Source organism: Aphanizomenon sp. UHCC 0183, assembly GCF_009712065.1.
In the GTDB taxonomy this organism is placed as follows: Bacteria; Cyanobacteriota; Cyanobacteriia; order Cyanobacteriales; family Nostocaceae; genus Dolichospermum; species Dolichospermum heterosporum.
The window spans coordinates 1-17468 of record NZ_VILC01000089.1 but is presented as its reverse complement, the minus strand read 5'-3'; the positions used below and the strand labels follow the sequence as shown (position 1 = coordinate 17468).

17 protein-coding genes are annotated in these 17468 nt (G+C 39.5%); 11 read left to right on the top strand and 6 right to left on the bottom strand.

Annotated features, from left to right (window positions below; genetic code table 11):
- On the top strand, positions 1-186 hold a 186-nt coding region (locus tag FJR37_RS21510; RefSeq protein ID WP_168467068.1), incomplete at its 5' end, for a zinc ribbon domain-containing protein.
- A gap of 631 nt (positions 187-817) precedes the next feature.
- A complete protein-coding gene (ltrA, locus tag FJR37_RS21505) occupies positions 818-2560 on the top strand; it encodes a group II intron reverse transcriptase/maturase (RefSeq protein ID WP_168467067.1) in 1743 nt (580 codons plus the stop codon).
- A 376-nt stretch (positions 2561-2936) separates the two neighbouring features.
- On the opposite strand, the gene FJR37_RS21495 is transcribed toward ltrA, so the two are convergent.
- The 3 genes from FJR37_RS21495 to FJR37_RS21485 all read right to left on the bottom strand — a co-directional run bounded on the left by FJR37_RS21495 (position 2937) and on the right by FJR37_RS21485 (position 4547).
- Positions 2937-3128 carry a hypothetical protein gene (locus tag FJR37_RS21495; RefSeq protein WP_072033558.1) on the bottom strand — a complete coding sequence of 64 codons (192 nt, stop codon included), beginning with the start codon at positions 3126-3128 and terminating at the stop codon, positions 2937-2939.
- Positions 3129-3669: 541 nt separating this feature from the next.
- Entirely contained in the window at positions 3670-3795 is a 126-nt protein-coding gene (locus tag FJR37_RS27485; RefSeq protein ID WP_256366891.1) for a hypothetical protein, read from the bottom strand.
- Positions 3796-4088: 293 nt separating this feature from the next.
- Entirely contained in the window at positions 4089-4547 is a 459-nt protein-coding gene (locus FJR37_RS21485; RefSeq protein WP_027401513.1) for an NADAR family protein, read from the bottom strand.
- A 159-nt stretch (positions 4548-4706) separates the two neighbouring features.
- Between FJR37_RS21485 and FJR37_RS21480 the strand changes: the two genes are divergently transcribed.
- From FJR37_RS21480 to FJR37_RS21450, 7 genes are all read left to right on the top strand, one after another.
- The gene (locus FJR37_RS21480; protein WP_168467065.1) at positions 4707-5333 is read left to right on the top strand and encodes a DUF4129 domain-containing protein; all 627 of its coding nucleotides are present in this window, start codon (positions 4707-4709) and stop codon (positions 5331-5333) included.
- A 158-nt stretch (positions 5334-5491) separates the two neighbouring features.
- Positions 5492-6565 (top strand): DUF4350 domain-containing protein, encoded by a 1074-nt coding sequence (locus FJR37_RS21475; protein ID WP_168467064.1) that lies wholly within the window; start codon positions 5492-5494, stop codon positions 6563-6565.
- 156 nt (positions 6566-6721) lie between these two features.
- Complete coding sequence (locus tag FJR37_RS21470) at positions 6722-7675, top strand: MoxR family ATPase (protein WP_168467063.1); 954 nt, start codon at positions 6722-6724, stop codon at positions 7673-7675.
- A 210-nt stretch (positions 7676-7885) separates the two neighbouring features.
- On the top strand, positions 7886-8083 hold the full coding sequence (locus FJR37_RS21465) for a hypothetical protein (RefSeq protein WP_168467062.1): 198 nt from the start codon (positions 7886-7888) through the stop codon (positions 8081-8083).
- Positions 8084-8369: 286 nt separating this feature from the next.
- Positions 8370-9689: a DUF58 domain-containing protein gene (locus FJR37_RS21460; protein WP_168467061.1), complete on the top strand. Its 1320-nt coding sequence runs from the start codon at positions 8370-8372 to the stop codon at positions 9687-9689.
- A gap of 137 nt (positions 9690-9826) precedes the next feature.
- Positions 9827-10189 (top strand): type II toxin-antitoxin system RelE/ParE family toxin, encoded by a 363-nt coding sequence (locus FJR37_RS21455; protein WP_174763461.1) that lies wholly within the window; start codon positions 9827-9829, stop codon positions 10187-10189.
- Between the two features lie 5 nt (positions 10190-10194).
- Positions 10195-10521, top strand: a complete 327-nt coding sequence (locus FJR37_RS21450; RefSeq protein WP_027401518.1) for a DNA-binding protein — start codon at positions 10195-10197, stop codon at positions 10519-10521.
- 107 nt (positions 10522-10628) lie between these two features.
- Here the strand turns inward: FJR37_RS21450 and FJR37_RS21445 are convergent, their stop codons facing one another.
- Positions 10629-11582: a stage II sporulation protein M gene (locus tag FJR37_RS21445; protein ID WP_168467059.1), complete on the bottom strand. Its 954-nt coding sequence runs from the start codon at positions 11580-11582 to the stop codon at positions 10629-10631.
- Between the two features lie 79 nt (positions 11583-11661).
- On the opposite strand from FJR37_RS21445, the gene FJR37_RS21440 reads away from it, so the two are divergent.
- Positions 11662-12495, top strand: coding sequence for a hypothetical protein (locus tag FJR37_RS21440; RefSeq protein ID WP_168467058.1), 834 nt, complete (start codon positions 11662-11664; stop codon positions 12493-12495).
- A gap of 15 nt (positions 12496-12510) precedes the next feature.
- A complete protein-coding gene (locus FJR37_RS21435) occupies positions 12511-13290 on the top strand; it encodes an RDD family protein (protein ID WP_053539436.1) in 780 nt (259 codons plus the stop codon).
- A gap of 502 nt (positions 13291-13792) precedes the next feature.
- Here FJR37_RS21435 and FJR37_RS21430 read toward each other — a convergent pair.
- Together FJR37_RS21430 and purD are read right to left on the bottom strand one after the other, a co-directional pair.
- Complete coding sequence (locus FJR37_RS21430) at positions 13793-15805, bottom strand: cation:proton antiporter (RefSeq protein WP_027401520.1); 2013 nt, start codon at positions 15803-15805, stop codon at positions 13793-13795.
- A gap of 194 nt (positions 15806-15999) precedes the next feature.
- Entirely contained in the window at positions 16000-17277 is a 1278-nt protein-coding gene (gene purD / locus FJR37_RS21425) for a phosphoribosylamine--glycine ligase (RefSeq protein ID WP_168467057.1), read from the bottom strand.
- Positions 17278-17468: the final 191 nt, after the last annotated feature.

The window sequence follows — 17468 nt, the reverse complement described above, 5'->3', positions numbered from 1 at the left end:
CTGAAAGTAATCGCTGTAAATCCAAACGGAACAAGCCAAGAATGCTCTAGTTGTGGTAACAAAGTTAAAAAGCCGCTATCCCAAAGAACGCACAATTGCCCTAACTGTAAGGTCAGTTTGTGCCGGGATTTGAATGCTTCAATTAAGTGCGATTCGTTCAGTCGAAACCGAGCAATCGGGGGATGACTGGCTTCTACAGGGTAATCCTCAAGGATTGAGTTCGCACTTTAATCCCTTGTAGATGACAACTTCATAACCTTGCAGGTGAACGTTAGTACCCTAGAAAACGTTAAGTCCTGTCCTCCAGACGTAGGAGTGAAAACATATCCCCCACTGTAGAGACTAGCCATCAATCGGTGAAGCGGGGATAAAAGCGGAAAGAGCTACTAGCCTAAAAGTGGTGTCCCGTGAGTAAGTTCTTATGGATAACAAATGCTAAGTCACTGTCTGAATCATCGTTAAGGCAAACCAGCGAAATAAGGCTGTTTGCGCTGGAAGTCCCAAAAGGGCATAGGAAATAAATAAGGGTGGTATGAGGATTTGAATCGGCATACCTACGTTACCCAAAAACCCGGTGAAGAGGTGACATCCTAACAGAACAAAACAAAGGTTATGAGGAACGAAGTAACTCACTTGATTACTCTCAAAGAGGTCGAATACTTTGAGTAGTCAGCTAAGACGAAAACTCTGGATTAAAAACCAGGTAACAGGTGAGAGAGATTGGGTCAGAAGCTAACGCCTTGCTGTAATGGTAAGGATATGCCCACAGACTCACGGTAAAACGGATAGTATAGCTACCAGTAGCAATTAATAAGTCATGAACACGGCGTTAAAACCGATGTATGAATGGAAAGATATCAACTGGCGAAAGCTAGAACGTAACATCTTCAAGTTGCAAAAGCGGATATACCAAGCGTCTAGTCGTGATGATGTCAAGTTAGTTCGTAAACTTCAAAAATTGTTGATAAGTTCACGGTCAGCAAGAGCATTATCGGTTCGTCGAGTAACCCAGGATAATCAAGGTAAGAAAACGGCTGGTGTGGACGGAGTTAAATCACTGACCCCAAAGCAACGTTTGACTTTGATGAATGAAATTAAAATGGATTCAAAGGTCAAACCTACTCGCCGAGTTTGGATACCCAAACCAGGAACAGAGGAAAAAAGACCTTTAGGAATACCGACAATGAATGACCGAGCCTTGCAAGCACTTGTCAAAATGGCATTAGAACCAGAATGGGAAGCGCGATTTGAACCTAACTCATACGGGTTCAGACCTGGACGCTCATGTCACGATGCGGTTGGAGCAATATTTAATTCAATTCGTTCAAAATCCAAATTTGTTTTGGATGCCGATATCAGCAAATGCTTTGACCGCATTAATCACGATGTACTTCTCAAGAAACTAAATACCTATCCAACCCTACGAAGACAAATTCGAGCTTGGTTAAAAGTTGGTGTTATGGATGGGAAGAATCTGTTCCCAACTGATGAAGGAACACCACAAGGCGGGGTAATCTCACCCCTACTTGCTAATGTTGCTCTACATGGAATGGAAGAACTGATTATAGGATTAGCTCCAAAATTTGATATGAAGCGACCCGACAATACTCAATTGAGTGTTAGAGATAAACTGAAATCAATTTCATTAATCAGATACGCAGATGACTTTGTAATAGTTCACGAGAACCTAGAAGTCATAAAAATGTGTAAAACAGAGATAGAGAAGTGGTTAAGTGACATCGGGTTAGAACTAAAACCGAGTAAAACAAGATTAGCCCATACCCTGAACAAACTAGAAGATGAAGAGCCTGGATTTAATTTTCTAGGATTCAACATTAGACAATTTCCAGTCGGAAAATACAATTCAGGGAGTAAAAGCAGAGGTGGTTTATTAGGTTTTAAGACTATTATCACTCCTAGTAAAGAAAGCCAGAAAAGGCACTATAAAAAAGTGGCTGAAGTAATAGATAAGTCGCGCGGATTAGACCAAGCGACTTTGATTATGAAACTCAATCCTATTATACGGGGTTGGTGCAATTACTTCTCTACTGTTGTTAGCCAGAAAATTTTTGAAAGGCTATCGCATTTAGTTGTCTGGAAGCTTCTTAAATGGGGTCGTCATCGTCATCGAAATAAAGGTAGAGGGTGGATACGCCTTAAATACTTCAAAACCGTAGAAGGCAATAACTGGACATTCGCAACCAGGGAAGACAAAAATCCTCTAATGCTTATACAGCATAGTTCCACTGAAATAAAACGCTATGTAAAAGTCAAAGGGATAGCATCCCCTTATGACGGTGACTGGATTTATTGGAGTTCAAGAATGGGTACACATCCCGAAGTGTCTACGAGAGTAGCAAAACTACTCAAAAAGCAAAAAGGGAAATGCGCTCACTGCGGTAACTACTTCACAGATGGAGATTCGATTGAAGTTGACCATCGTGTTCCTACATCCCTTGGTGGACGGGACACATACGATAATTGGCAACTACTCCACCGACATTGCCATGATAAAAAGACTGCCCTGGATGGTAGTCTCGGTAACAAATTAGCACATTAATAATGCTAAACCTAAGCCACCTGTAGAACCCGTTATTTACGGGGGAAACGATATGTTGGCAATGACGTTCTGATGACAACAGCCGTTTTACTGAGGAGCGGAATGATGGGAAACTATCACGTTCCGTTTTGGAGAGCAGTGGAGGGGGCAACTCCTTCACTGACTTTAATTATCAAGAACCGTGGGACACACGGTCTTAAAGCTCAGTCAATGTCTTCATAGAAGAGTCGCTGAGAAGCCCACACTCACCTGAAAGGGAGTGTGTGGAGTATGTCACCCAATTGGTTTTCAATCATTCCTGTCAGCATTTGCTTGAGTTCCGTACCATTTTGAAATTGTAAAACCTGCTGGGTAGGTAAATCAAAAGGAAACTGTCCTACCAAGTCTGGACGTTGCATTTGCACCAGCAAAATTTGTTCAGTCCGTCGCTATCCTCTAAAAAGTCTGCTCGCAATCCTGATTTTAATAAGCTTTTTTTACTCAGCCGAATATCTGGAGGACGTTTTTCCAGTTCTGTAATCGGTTCATAATCCGGTAGATACCACGCTCTGAGCGCAATAATTGACATAAGGCGCTATTTTCAATATCTCTTTCTATTTAATTCTAGTACAAAATTACAAACAACAACACCCAGACATCTACTAGCTTGTTGATTCCCTCTTTTTGTTAACTCTAGCCAGGGATGTACTACCTTTCATCAACTTGATCAACAAGGGATGGAAACCAGTCACAGCGCCCCCTGATTTTCATTCATTTGAGGAAATATCAGCTTTCGCGTTGGGTGTTGTTGTTTGTTGACGAGACAGATGTAAATTAAACAGCGCTTTTACCTCTCATTTGTGGTTTCTTTCTTCTTTCTCTCTAGCTGTCGTATCTGCCAGGGAAGCTATACCTGCTTCAACTATTAAGATAACAGCTTTAAATTCGATGGGACATTTTTGCAATTAAACTTTACTAAATAAAAAACATAAGTTTGATGAAAACCTATATTTTTGGGAATTACACGCTACTTTTAGCAGTAATTTTATTTTGATGCAATTGAGTAATTACTCAGGATTTTTTAAGTTTTGAAACAAAACAGATTTCACCCTCATGCACCCTAAAATACCTTAAAACCCTCCTAATGCACGAATATTATCAAGAATGGTAACTTCTCCATAGGGATCGCCCACAGCCCGCATTAAAGGTAAAGCTTGATTGTAAAAGACCAGTGCCTTTTGCTTTTCTCGTGACATACTCCACACACTCCCTTTCAGGTGAGTGTGGGCTTCTCGGCGACTCCTCTATGAAGACATTAACCGAGCTTTAAAGCCCTATGCCCTAGGGACTTTTTGAGATAATTTTTAACTTTTTTGATAGGCTGCTTTTCAGCATTTAATTGAGTTACACCTACCCTTGAAAATTATATCAAATATTTGAAAAAAAATCAAGAAAGTGTTCATTCCTCATCGCCTTCCTATCGGGTAGGTGAGAGGCTTCTACTGTTTAAGCTAAACAGTATTTTAATAGACAAGCAGTATAAAATTTTTCATATTTCCAATAACTGTAACCGTATTTCTGCACGTACACTCATGAGGATTTTACCGAGGTGATTTTCTCCTGTATGATTTGCACCACATCCCCAGAAATAGTCTGTAGGCGAATTTTCTATGAGCATTTCATCACCTGTGATTAATAATATTTCCCTAATATCAGGATGAGTGATAAATTTCTTGAATACTGCCCTTCGCATCACCTGAGTTTTCACCAATTCCCAATCTGGACGGAGACGACGAGAGGGACAACGTCCTAAAGCAGCAGCTTCTTCAGGGGTAGGGGCAGCAAAGATTAAAGGTATAATCGGGGCATCTGGACTACCAACAAACTTTTGTCCTTGATAATAATGCTCAACAGTTGGCCAATAAGTACCTTCGACATCAATCCCGTGAGGAGAAAAATTAGAAAAACACCCGTATGGCTGGGAAACCTTATAAAAGTAAATAGTCATGCTATTGGAGGAGGTAGGGGTGCAGGGACTGCGCCCAGTCAGGAGGAGTGCTGTAAGGCTTTTGACTTAATTTTTGGACTTCATTCAAGTACATACCGCTATAACATTAGCAAAATCAGTAATGATGTAAATAAATAATAGGTTGAGCTATTCTGTTTTATGACTACAGATGCTTTTGAACAAACAAATTGGGTGTGGCAGTTTTCCTTATTCCAACAGCAGGTAGGAGAATGGGTAGAATACCAATTTTCCAGATTTGAAACCACCTTACCAGAGTTGCCTCCTGGCTGGTCAATCAGTCCTTGGTTAAATGAATTACTAACAATCCTATTTTGGTCAGGATTGGGTTTGTTCTTGGTATGGGTAGGTTGGCACTTATGGCAAGAATTTAATCCTTATATCTATACCTGGCTGAAGGCGGTGAGTAATGCTAGGGGTTCTAGAACCAAAGCTAATTCCAGAGAAACATCCATTACCCTGTTATTAAGCCAAGCTCAGGAATTTCAACGGCAGTATAATTATAGAGAAGCCTGTCGTTGTGTTTATTTAGCAATGTTACAACAATTACATGAACAAGCGATCGCTCGCCAACAACCCAGCCGCACGGACGGAGAATATTTGCAATTACTCAAATCCTCCGTCACCCTCCTCCAACCATATCAAACATTAATCACCACCCATGAACAACTGTGCTTTAGTGAGCATGAGATTTTAGCAGAAAATTATCAACAGTGTTGGCAAGCTTATAGAAAAATCCAGGAATCATTAGTCAGGAGTCAGGAGTAAAAGTTTCTTTTAAGGGACTTCCAAATAAAAATATGTCCCAAAACTAACGCAAAAACTCTCTCTATTTCTTCTCTCTCTGTGTTCTCTGTGCCTCTGTGGTTCTTTTGTTCATTTATTGGGATAATTTTTTTCTTGGAAATTCCTAATTCAGATAAATCATGAAACGCAATCAGCGCGTTGCTTGGTTAGGTGCGATAGTCTTAGCCGTGATTATTTTACTTACCACTATAGCAGCCCCCAACACCCAAATAACTAGTGGTTCTACTTATAATCGCGGCCCTGATGGCTATGGTGCGTGGTATGCCTTTATGCAAGACCAAGATATCAGTATTCAACGTTGGCAAAAACCATTTAGTGATTTACCAACCACAAAAAGCCCTATTACCTTATTACAAATTAATAGCACTCTTCAAGAAATAGAAATATATTCAGAACCAGAAGAATGGGTAAAAAAAGGGAATAACCTCGTAATTTTAGGAATTAAACAACCAGTAACAGCAGCAGCATTTAGTACACAGCAGCAATCACCCTTCGGAAACATCAAGATTGATACCCGTCGCCGATATCATACTTCAAAAGCAGAACAAGTCATATTAGGAGACGAATTTGGAGCAATAATTTGGCAGAAAAAATCCGGTAAAGGCAAAGTAATCTTAGTAACAACACCATATTTAGCTGCTAATGCCTATCAAGACAATGACAGTAATTTTAAATTATTAGCAGATTTAGTCACTAAAAATAGTCAAAAAGTATTTGTAGACGAATATATACATGGCTATAAAGACAAAGATATTCAGAAAAAAGTAGGAGAAGATAGTATATTCAATTACTTCGCCAAAACTCCCCTATTACCAGCCTTTATCCAGCTAATTGTCCTGTTATTGGCATTAATTTGGGCAGAAAATCGCCGCTTTGGTAAATCAGTAAACTTAGAAACACCCGTCATAAATAATAGTCAGGCTTATATTCAAGCTTTAGCGGGAGTTCTCCACAAAGCAGAATCTACCGATTTTGTCGTGGAAATGTTGGGGAAAGAAGAACAAATACAACTGCAAAAAGCTTTGGGTTTGAGTCAAATTCCTGTAGACAATCAGGTTTTACTAAAAATCTGGGAAGAACAAACAGGGAATAATACAGAAAAACTTAATGCAGTATTACAACTACAATCACAAAAACGCCGAATAAGTGAACGAGAACTGATAAGCTGGTTAGAGAAATGGCGTAATTTGTGAAAATAATTAAACGCAGATGAACGCAAATAAACGCAGATAAATACGGATGATTATGATTCTGTGCAGCTTTAGATAAATTTGGTATAGGTCTTTTGATGAATATGATATTTCTCGAAATCTTTTTTTATTCCTTTTTTTTGTGAGTGATTGATAAATATGAGTGAAACTAATAATTCGGTTTTAATTAACCTGGGAAAAGCAATTAATCAAATAGTTGTTGGACAACCTACTTTGATTAAACAGACATTAATTGCTTTATTAGCAGGTGGACATATTATTTTAGAAGGAGTTCCCGGCACAGCAAAAACATTGTTAGTTAAAGTATTGGCACAATTAATCCAATCTGATTTTCGTCGTATTCAACTAACTCCAGATGTTCTCCCGTCAGATATTACAGGGACAAATATTTTTGACTTAAATACCCGCGATTTTACTTTGAAAAAAGGTCCCGTTTTTACAGAAATACTTTTAGCCGATGAAATTAACCGCACTCCTCCAAAAACCCAAGCTGCACTTTTGGAAGCAATGGAAGAAATGCAAGTTACCCTCGACGGTGAAAGTTTACCATTACCTGATTTATTTTGGGTAATTGCCACCCAAAACCCTTTAGAATTTGAAGGAACTTATCCTTTACCAGAAGCACAATTAGATCGGTTTTTGTTTAAGTTAATTGTAGATTATCCAGAACAATCAGCCGAAAAACAAATGTTATTAAATCGTCAGTCTGGGTTTACTGCAAAACGTACAGATATTGCTAACTTAAAACCTGTCACTACAGTAATTGATATTTTGCAAGCTAGACAAGCTGTAAAACAAGTTCAAGTATCAGAAACAATAGTTGATTATTTATTAGAAATTGTCAGAAAATCCCGTCAATATCCTGATTTAGCTTTAGGTGCATCTCCTCGCGCCGCCGGTGCTTGGTTGCAAACTTCTCAAGCCGCAGCTTGGTTATCAGGAAGGAATTTTGTCACTCCAGATGATGTAAAATCAGTGGCTTCACCCTTATTGCGTCATCGTTTATTATTGAAACCGGAAGCAATGCTAGATGGTTTACAAATTGATGCAGTAGTTGCAGCAGTAATTAATCAAGTTCCAGTTCCTAGATAAGTAGGTTGGCGTTGAAAATTGTCGTTATGGCAAGGCAAAAGGCAAGAGGCAAGAGGCAAGAGTGAAGAGGGTTTAGGCGATTTTACATTTCTTTACACAGTTTGGTTTTATTGTGTTCACCTACTTAATTCATTGATAATCTCATGTTGAAAACGACTCTCATCACAAGAATTACGTTCCCTAAAGAGACAAGGATAGTTAATAAAAACCATGAATGATTCAGCATTTATTATCTTTATTATTTTTGCAATAATTTGGCTTTTAATGGCAACTGCATCTGTAATTATCTTCTTGAAATCAGATGGGCAAAAAATTCATTTTGGCAAAACCGGACTGATTATTTCTATCTCTATTATTCTGCCAATTATTATGGCTCTGAGTTATGCAGCATTTAGGGGAACATTTTGAAATTTCCCTAATAGTCTAGGACTTACGCACGCTCACTAACTTGCCATGATATGAATGAACGGAATTGCGTCGTTTTCGGCTTTGGGAATAACTCATTGAGTAGGGTGCGTCAGATAGAGGAAATCTGTTTTTTTGTCAAAATATCGTGTCTGACGCACCCTACAAGGGATAAAATTCACGTCACATATTTGGGGAATCTTGTCAATGCGTAAATCCTATAGTCTAGTTGCAATTCGTCACAAAATTGACCGCAGAAATCAGTATTCATAAATTCATCCTTGATAATATGATTCCATCCAAAAAAGTTTATTTTTTATTAATTGTGGGAATATTTATCTCCCCAATTTTATCTATGATTCTGGGAATTTATCAAACTATAATCATAACTTGTTTATTTGATCTTACGGTTTTCACCTTCATGGTAATTGATGGTTGGGGAATGAAAGCAAACCGCGTAGAAATTACCCGCGAATTACCATCACGTTTATCTATTGGTAGAGATAATTCAGTTATTTTAAAAGTAAAAGCTGGAAAAATTGATGCAGTTATTGAAATCCACGATTATTACCCACAAGAATTTACTGTTTCTACAACCACAGTTACAGCTAATATTAATGCTAATCAAAGCCAGGAATTAACTTACACAGTTTACCCGAATCAACGAGGAGAGTTTTCTTGGGGAAATATGCAAGTACGACAGTTGGGAATGTGGGGGTTTGTGTGGCATGATTGGCAAATTCCCCACAGTACACAGGTAAAAGTATATCCTGATTTAGTGGGATTGCGATCGCTCTCCATTCGTCTGACATTACAATCATCAGGTTCTATCCGCAAAACTCGGCAAATGGGTATAGGCACAGAATTTGCAGAATTACGAAACTACCGCAGCGGTGACGATTTACGCTTTATTGATTGGAAAGCCACTGCTAGACGTGCCTACGGTAATACAGGACCCCTCGTTAGAGTTTTAGAACCAGAACAAGAACAAACATTATTGATATTACTAGATCGTGGCAGACTAATGACAGCCAAAGTTCAAGGTTTACAACGATTTGATTGGGGTTTAAACACCACATTGTCCCTAGCATTAGCAGGATTGCACAGAGGCGATCGCGTTGGTGTTGGTGTATTTGACAACAAAATACATACGTGGATACCCCCGGAACGAGGACAACATCACCTCAATCAACTCATTGATAAACTCACCCCCATTCAACCAGAATTAATAGAATCTGATTATTTAGGTGCAGTTACCCACGTCGTCAAACAACAAACCCGCAGGGCTTTAATAGTCATCATTACCGACTTAGTTGATATCACCGCTTCCTCCGAACTTCTCCTAGCCCTCACCAGACTCGCACCCCGTTATTTACCCTTTTGCGTCACCCTGCGAGATCCTCAAGTTGACAATTTAGCACATACATTTACCGAAGATGCCACACAATCCTATATTCGCGCAGTTGCAATAGATTTATTAGCACAAAGACAACTAGCATTTGCCCAATTAAAACAAAAAGGAGTATTAGTTCTTGACGCACCAGCAAATCAAATTTCCGAACAATTAGTAGATAGATATTTACAACTTAAAGCCAGAAATCAGCTTTGAAGAGAAATTAAGTATATCTTGTTAATGTAACTCTTGAATCTGATTCATTTTTTCACGATGTATACTACTTTGAGTTTATTTATCATTACACCGCTTGACGTATAGTAACATATAAGTTACTATATATTGTGCCTACTATGAAAGTTCAAGAATATGTTAGAGAGGATGGCTCAAGACCTTATCAAGAATGGTTTGATGGCTTAGATGCTCAAGCTGCTGCAAAGGTGACAGTTGTTAAACTTCGTCTGGAGTTGGGCAATACATCAAGCGTTAAATGGTTCGATGGAATTGGTGAATATAAAATTGATTGGGGTCCAGGATATCGAATTTATTTAGCCCAGGATGGTAAACAACTTATAGTCTTATTTGCTGGTGGAACAAAGAAAAATCAGCAATCTGATATTAAGCGTGCTAAGGAATTGTACCAAGAGTACAAAATGCGGAAGAAAGAAGCTATTAAAGACCAAGAAACTAACAACGAAAATAGAGAGAAGAGGTAGTTATTATGGCACTTACCAGAGATTTTACAGAAACTATTAACGCAAGAGTCCAAAGAGATCCTGAATTTGTAATAGCTCTCCTGGATGAAGCTATTTCTCTTTTCCTCAATGGTGAACCAGAAACAGCAAGACTTATTTTGAGAGATATTGTCAACGCAACAGTAGGTTTTGAACAGTTAGCAATTGAAATTTCTAAACCAAGCAAGAGTTTACATCGGATGTTATCAGCAAAAGGTAATCCAACAATGGATAATTTGACTGCTATTTTCAATGTTTTGCGAAAAAAGTTGAATGTTAATATTAATGTTCAAACAACGGTTATTTACTCTTAAAAACTGTGTTATATAGCAAATACATTACCACTACAAACTGTTATGTATGGAGATATGCCCTGTATAGATAAGTTTATGAGTGAAGTTGCTGCTAGTAAAAGCTGAAATTATTTTTTCTTCCGACTACAATACCGCACCAAAACCACAAACAAACCCATCCCCACCAAATATTTAATTGGATCTGGAACAATCGGATTTGGAGACAAAAAACCCTCAATTAAACCAGCAACAACCAACATCGGCACAATCCCAAAAACCAATTGTACAGCCAAAGAACCGTAAAATTTCAACGCATCACGGCGGCGATATTTACCAGGAAATAAAATTGCCCTTGCCAGCAACAAACCTGAACCTCCCGCAAAAAATATCGCAGGTAATTCCAAAGCACCATGAGGAAACACAAACGCCCAAAACGGGTAAGCCAGATTATTTTGAGCAACTAAAGCACCAATCGCACCAATTAATAAACCATTAAATACTAATAAATAAGTTGTATATAAACCGGCTGTAATTCCTCCAGCCACAGCCCCAAAAGATACAGAAATATTATTCATCATAATATTACTAGAAGCTAAAGGTTCAATTCCCACAATTGAACCCATCCATAATTCATGCTTATCTCGCACCAGAGAAATCAACCTTTCCGGTACTACCAAGGACATAAAACTCGGATCTTGCCAAGCATACCACCAAGCAATTAAGCCTCCTAAAATGAACATAGCGGTGGCTATGGCAATGTATAGGAACGTTTGCTGCACCACTTGAGGAAATCCCCACAGGTAAAATTCTTTCGCTGCTTGCCATTCCTGTCGCCGCGAACCCTGGTAGATCTGTGTATAGGCGCGAGTTGTCAATGATTGTAAACTTTGAATTAAAGTTTTACCAACTTGCTGAGTCCGCGCCCTAGCTAAATCCGCTGCTACAGAACGATATAAACTCGCCAGTTCCCTAATTTCTGCCGAACGCATGGACTTTAAGCGTTTTTGTTCTACCTTCTTCAACAAAGCATCTAAACGCTGCCAATTAGCCTCGCGTCTTCCTATCCAACGTTGAATATTCATAAAATTTCTAAATACTTAGTACAGATTAGCTTAAAATAACTTCAAAGTAAGCGCTGTATTTTAGGAAAAAATTAACACCATGTCTGGAAATTTTGGTTCTTCTAGCTCCATACAACCATTGAGTATCGGCAATGTAGTCAGTGCTGGTGTACGTTTATATCGCTCTCATCTAAAGACTTATCTGAAACTAGCTTTAATCGCTCACTTATGGGCTTTAGTTCCCATCTATGGCTGGGCAAAATATGCGGCGATTTCTGGACTCATATCACGTTTAGCTTTTGGAGAATTGACTTACCAGCCGGAAAGTGTTGAAGAAGCTAGAAGTCATGTTAATCCACGTTTTTGGTCATTTTTTGCAGTTTATCTGCAAGTAGGTATTAATCTTTTCTTAGCTTATCTGGGAGTGACGATTGTAGCTGGTATAGCGGTTGGTCTGTTGACATTCATCTTATTTTTAATCTTAGGATCTATAGTGATTTACTTATCTCCCTACTTCACCCCATTATTAATTATTTTGATGGTGCTGCCAGGACTAACTTGGTTTTACGCTCGTTGGGTTGTGGCTGAAGTACCGTTAGCAGTAGAAGAAAATATCAATGGTAGCGAAAGTATTTCTAGAAGTTGGGAGTTAACCAAAGCTTCAGCATTTCGCATTCAAGGAATTGTGATAGTTACTGGACTTGTGACGCTGCCAATTATGTTTTTATTTAACTATATACCTAATTTATTTCTCATCAAACTAGAGCCGGGTTCTACTATCTACACATTGGTGTATCTCGTTTCCTTGCTTATCAGTTTAGTAGGAGGAACGTTTGTGATGCCATTCTGGCAATCAATAAAAGCTGTGATTTACTACGACTTGCGAAGTCGTCGAGAAGGGTTGGGTTTACAATTACGTGATCACGATATTTAATTAAATTCAAATATAATGCACCTTTTTAATCGCATTAAATTCACTACACCTGAAAGTGTAGAAATAGAATTTACCCTGGCTGGAATTGGTAGTCGGGCTTTAGCACTAATGATTGACTACCTAATTTTAGCTTTTACTTTAGTAATATTGGCGTTAATATGGTCGTTTATTTTTCAGCAAATTACTGATTTGGGAGTTAGTATTTTTGGCTCTAATTTTGGTTTGTGGTTGATAGCCATATCTCTATTAAGTTTTTTCTTTATTTACACAGGTTATTTCGTCCTTTTTGAAACTCTTTGGCAAGGACAAACACCCGGTAAAAGGATTGCTAAAATTCGTGTTGTGCGCGATGATGGTAGACCTGTGGGTTTACAACAATCAGCATTACGAGCCTTACTCCGTCCTCTTGATGAATCCTTATTTATTGGTGCTTTTTTAATTACTTTTAGTAATCGAGAAAAGCGTCTTGGTGATTTAGCTGCTGGGACAATTGTAATTCAGGCAGAAACAGTTGTGAAATCATCAAATTTAGCTATTTCTGAAACAGCTAAATCTTTCCATATTCAATTACGAGAAATAGCCGATTTATCACTTTTATTACCAGATGATTTTGCCATTATTCGAGAATATTTACGCCGACGCGGTGGAATGTCCACAAAAGCGCGGACAGCACTTTCTTTAAAACTCACCCAACAGGTTCAATCTATTATTAATTTAGAAATTCTGCCAGGAAATATTGCTTCAGATGTATTTTTAGAAGCTGTTTATCTCGCCTATCAAAACCCTGAATTTTAGAGGTTGTTTGAAAAGTATTAGATGCAACCGATCATCTCCAGAAACCTAACCTTCATTCCTCTAACATCCCTCTAAGATACAAGGTTGGGTTGTGGAACGTAAATGTATCCCTGACGGGAGGCGTTAGCTATAGGCGTACCCCTGCGGGAGCCGGAAGCATCAGCCATAACCCAATATTATCATGGATTTTGTTGGGTTTCGCTATCGCTCAACCCAACCTACATTTCCTTGGGACTTCCAATTAAAAAAATACCCAAAAATTTCTTGTGGTGCAGGACGAAAAGCCTGCTAATCATCAAGGACAGGCAGGATGCCCATCCCACAAAATTGTGATTGCTTCCCTTCGCTCGCAATGACTGTAAATATTTTTGTCCAATTACTTACCCAAAAATTTCTTGTGGTGCGGGACGAAAAGCCCGCTAATCATCAAGGATAGGCAGGATGCCCATCCCACAAAATTGGGTAATTTATTTTTTGGTGTTCCCTTAACCGACAAGTATTGCTACTTAATGGTGATTTTACCTTCAGCAAATTGGATTAAAGCTGTTAATTCTTCTGCTGATCCTACCACTAATAGGCGATCGCCTAAAAGGAGTGTAGTTTGACTATTGGGATAATCAATTTCTTCTCCATCAACCCGACAAATAGCCATTAAACTCACCCCAGTTAAATAACGCATATTCACTTCTTCTAAAGTCATGCCAATTAAAGGTGAATCTGCTGGTAAATCATACCAACGACGATTTAGATCACGGGTGACTTTTTGTAAATATTGAGAAACTTCAGCAGCAGAACTTTCAGGGCGTAAATCCAAATAATGATCTTGGCGAATTTGTTGCATTTTCTCTTGTACCACTTCTGGTAACAAACCCACAGTAATTAAGAGATGATTTACCATTTCCAAACTAGCTTCAAATTCTGGTTGGACAACTTCCTTTGCCCCCAATTGATAAAGAAGCTCAATATTTTTATCTTGGGTAGCACGGACAACTGTATCTAATTCTGGACATACTTCCAAAGATCTTTTTAAGCATAGTCGAATACTAGCAGGATCTGGGAGTGCGATCGCCATTCCTTGAGCATGACTGACACCAGCAGTTTCTAAGACATGAAGACTCACCGCATTACCATAAACATAGGCAATTCCTGCATCCCTTAACTGTTGAATCCGACTTTCTGATTGGTCAATTACTACCACAGATAATTGATATTGCTGTAACAACTTCACCAGATTTTTACCCAGTCGTCCATAACCACAAACTACGATATGATTTTTCTGTGGCAAATCTTCCGAAAAATCACGAGCTTGGTCATCCACCAAATATGGTTTTAACCAAGGCATAGATTCAGCAAAATCAAATAAAAATGGCACTAATCGCAGGACAAAAGGAGTCAACATTAAAGTGACAGCGGTAGTTCCTAAAATTAGTAAATATACCCGCCGAGACACCAAACCCAAAGCTTGCCCTTCACTAGCCAGAACGAACGAAAATTCCCCAATTTGTGCTAATCCCAGCCCCACAATTAAAGATGTTTTTAAAGGATAGCGAAACAGACTTACTAAAGGAGTAATAATTAAAAACTTACCCACAAAAACCAAAGCCACCAATCCGAGAATCAATTCTAGATTTTGCCACAAAAATACCGGATCAATCAACATCCCAATGGCAGCAAAAAATAAACTAGCAAATATATCCCGCAATGGTTCAACAATAGTCAAAGTTTCATCAGCATATTCCACCTCAGAAATCATCAATCCAGCGACAAATGCCCCCATTTCAATAGATAACCCCAAGTATTCTGTGAATATGGCAATTCCTAAACAGATGGTGACAATACCTAATAAAAATAACTCCTTACTTTCCGTTCTGGCTAATAATCTGAGTAAGGGGGGAATTAACCAAATCCCCGCTACAACCGCACCAGCGGCAAATAAACCAATCTTTAGCAATGCCATCAGCACAGCAATTCCAATCACCTCTCCTGGTTCATGGAGGGCTGGTAAGACAGCTAACATTAGTCCCAGGGCTAAATCCTGGACAACCAACATCCCCAGCATCACCTGACCGTGAGGTGTTTCCGTTTCATTGCGTTCCATTAAGCACTTGAGAACCACCGCAGTGGAAGACAGAGACAAAATCGAACCCAAAAATACACCTTTAGCGGGTAAAGTTCCCCAAGCGCCAGTGACACCGCAGACCAAAACAGTGATGAGAATAGTGAGGATAATTTGTAAAGTACCACCTCCGAGAGCGATCGCCTTAACTTTCCTAAGTTCCGTTAAGGAAAACTCCACACCCAAAGCAAACAACAAAAACGCCACCCCAAACTGAGCCAAGGTTTCCACTTGGATAAGTTCCTTAATCAGTCGCAGTCCAGAAGGACCAACAACCATCCCACCAATCAGATATCCCAGCAAAACAGGTTGTTTTAACAGCGCAGCTAATAGTCCACCGCAAGCCGCAACAGCAAACACCAAAACTAAATCAATAATTAAACGAAAATCTTCTTGCACCAGTTTTAATTAAGAACTATAAACAACCATATAGATTCAGCATACAAACTTTTAGCAATTTGCGGGGAGGGCTGGGATAGAAGAAAATATAGCAGGGGGCAGGGGGCAGGGGGCAGGGGGGAGGATTTATTTAAGATTCCTCTGCGCCTCTGCGCCTCTGCGAGAGCAAAAAATCTAATTCAAGTACCCAAAAATCAGCCTAAAACCCGATAACCAATATCTCGGCGATAATACATTTCATCAAATTGAATGCTCTTTATACCTGCATAAGCTTGAGCTAAAGCTGCTTGAAAATCCTCACCCAAGCCAGTGACATTTAACACCCTACCGCCATCTGTCACAACTTCCTGGACGGCATTTAACCTTGTCCCCGCGTGAAAAACCGTCGCCCCTACGGTCTGGGCTGCGGCAAAACCAGTAATTACCTTACCCTTAATATACTCTCCCGGATAACCACCAGAAGCAGCCACCACCGTCGCCGCTGCCCCTTGTTTCCAAGCAATCGGCGGCATATCTCCTAACCGCTGTTCTATACAAGCCAAGATTAAGTCTTCCAAAGGTGTTTCTAGCATTGGTAAAATCACTTGGGTTTCTGGATCACCAAAGCGACAATTAAATTCTAAAACCCGAAAATCCCCATCTGGTGAAATCATTAACCCCGCATACAAAATGCCTCGGTAGTCAATGCCCCTACTTTGTAAGGCGTGAATAGTTCTTTCTAATACTTCTGTTTGTACCCGTGCCATTAACTGCGGTGTCGCTATTGGCGCAGGAGCATAAGCACCCATGCCTCCAGTATTATCTCCTGTATCACCTTCACCAACGCGCTTATGATCTTGAGCAGGTAATAATGGACGAATGGTTAAACCATCGGTGAGAGCTAAAATAGATACTTCTTGCCCGACTAAACATTCTTCAATGACAACGGAACTACCAGCAGATCCAAATTGTCCTTGAAAAATTGCCTCAATTGCTGCTTCAGCTTGGGCAATAGTTTCGGCAACTGTTACCCCCTTTCCAGCCGCTAAACCATCGGCTTTAATCACAATGGGCGCACCTGCGGATTGAATGTAAGCTTTTGCTGGGACTGCTTCTGTAAATACCGCAGATTTAGCTGTGGGAACTCCGGCTTCTGCCATTAAGGCTTTAGCCCAGGCTTTACTTGCTTCTATTTGCGCCCCTTCCTTATTTGGACCAAATACCATTAAGCCTTGATTTTGCAAATAATCAGTAATTCCCTGAGCTAAAGGTACTTCTGGTCCAACAATTACTAGAGGAATATCATTATTTACCGCATATTCGCTAATACCAGCAAAATCATCCACTGCTAAGGGCAAGTTTTTACAACCGGGCATAGTTGCAGTACCACCATTACCTGGTACACAGACAACTTGCTCGATTTGATCAGATTGCAGCAATTTCCACGCTAGAGCGTGTTCCCGTCCCCCATTCCCGATAACTAAAACTTTCACTTATTTCCTCGCGCGTAATCCAGCAAAACGAGAATATATGATACCATCTTCACTTGTCCAAGCTGGTAATCTGGCTAGATTTAGGGTTTGTGTGCCAAAAGATCGAACTGCTTGCAGCAGCACTTTGCGATCGCACAATCATAATCTAATAATATGCTATTAGTTTTATCCTAGATGCTATTTATCAGATA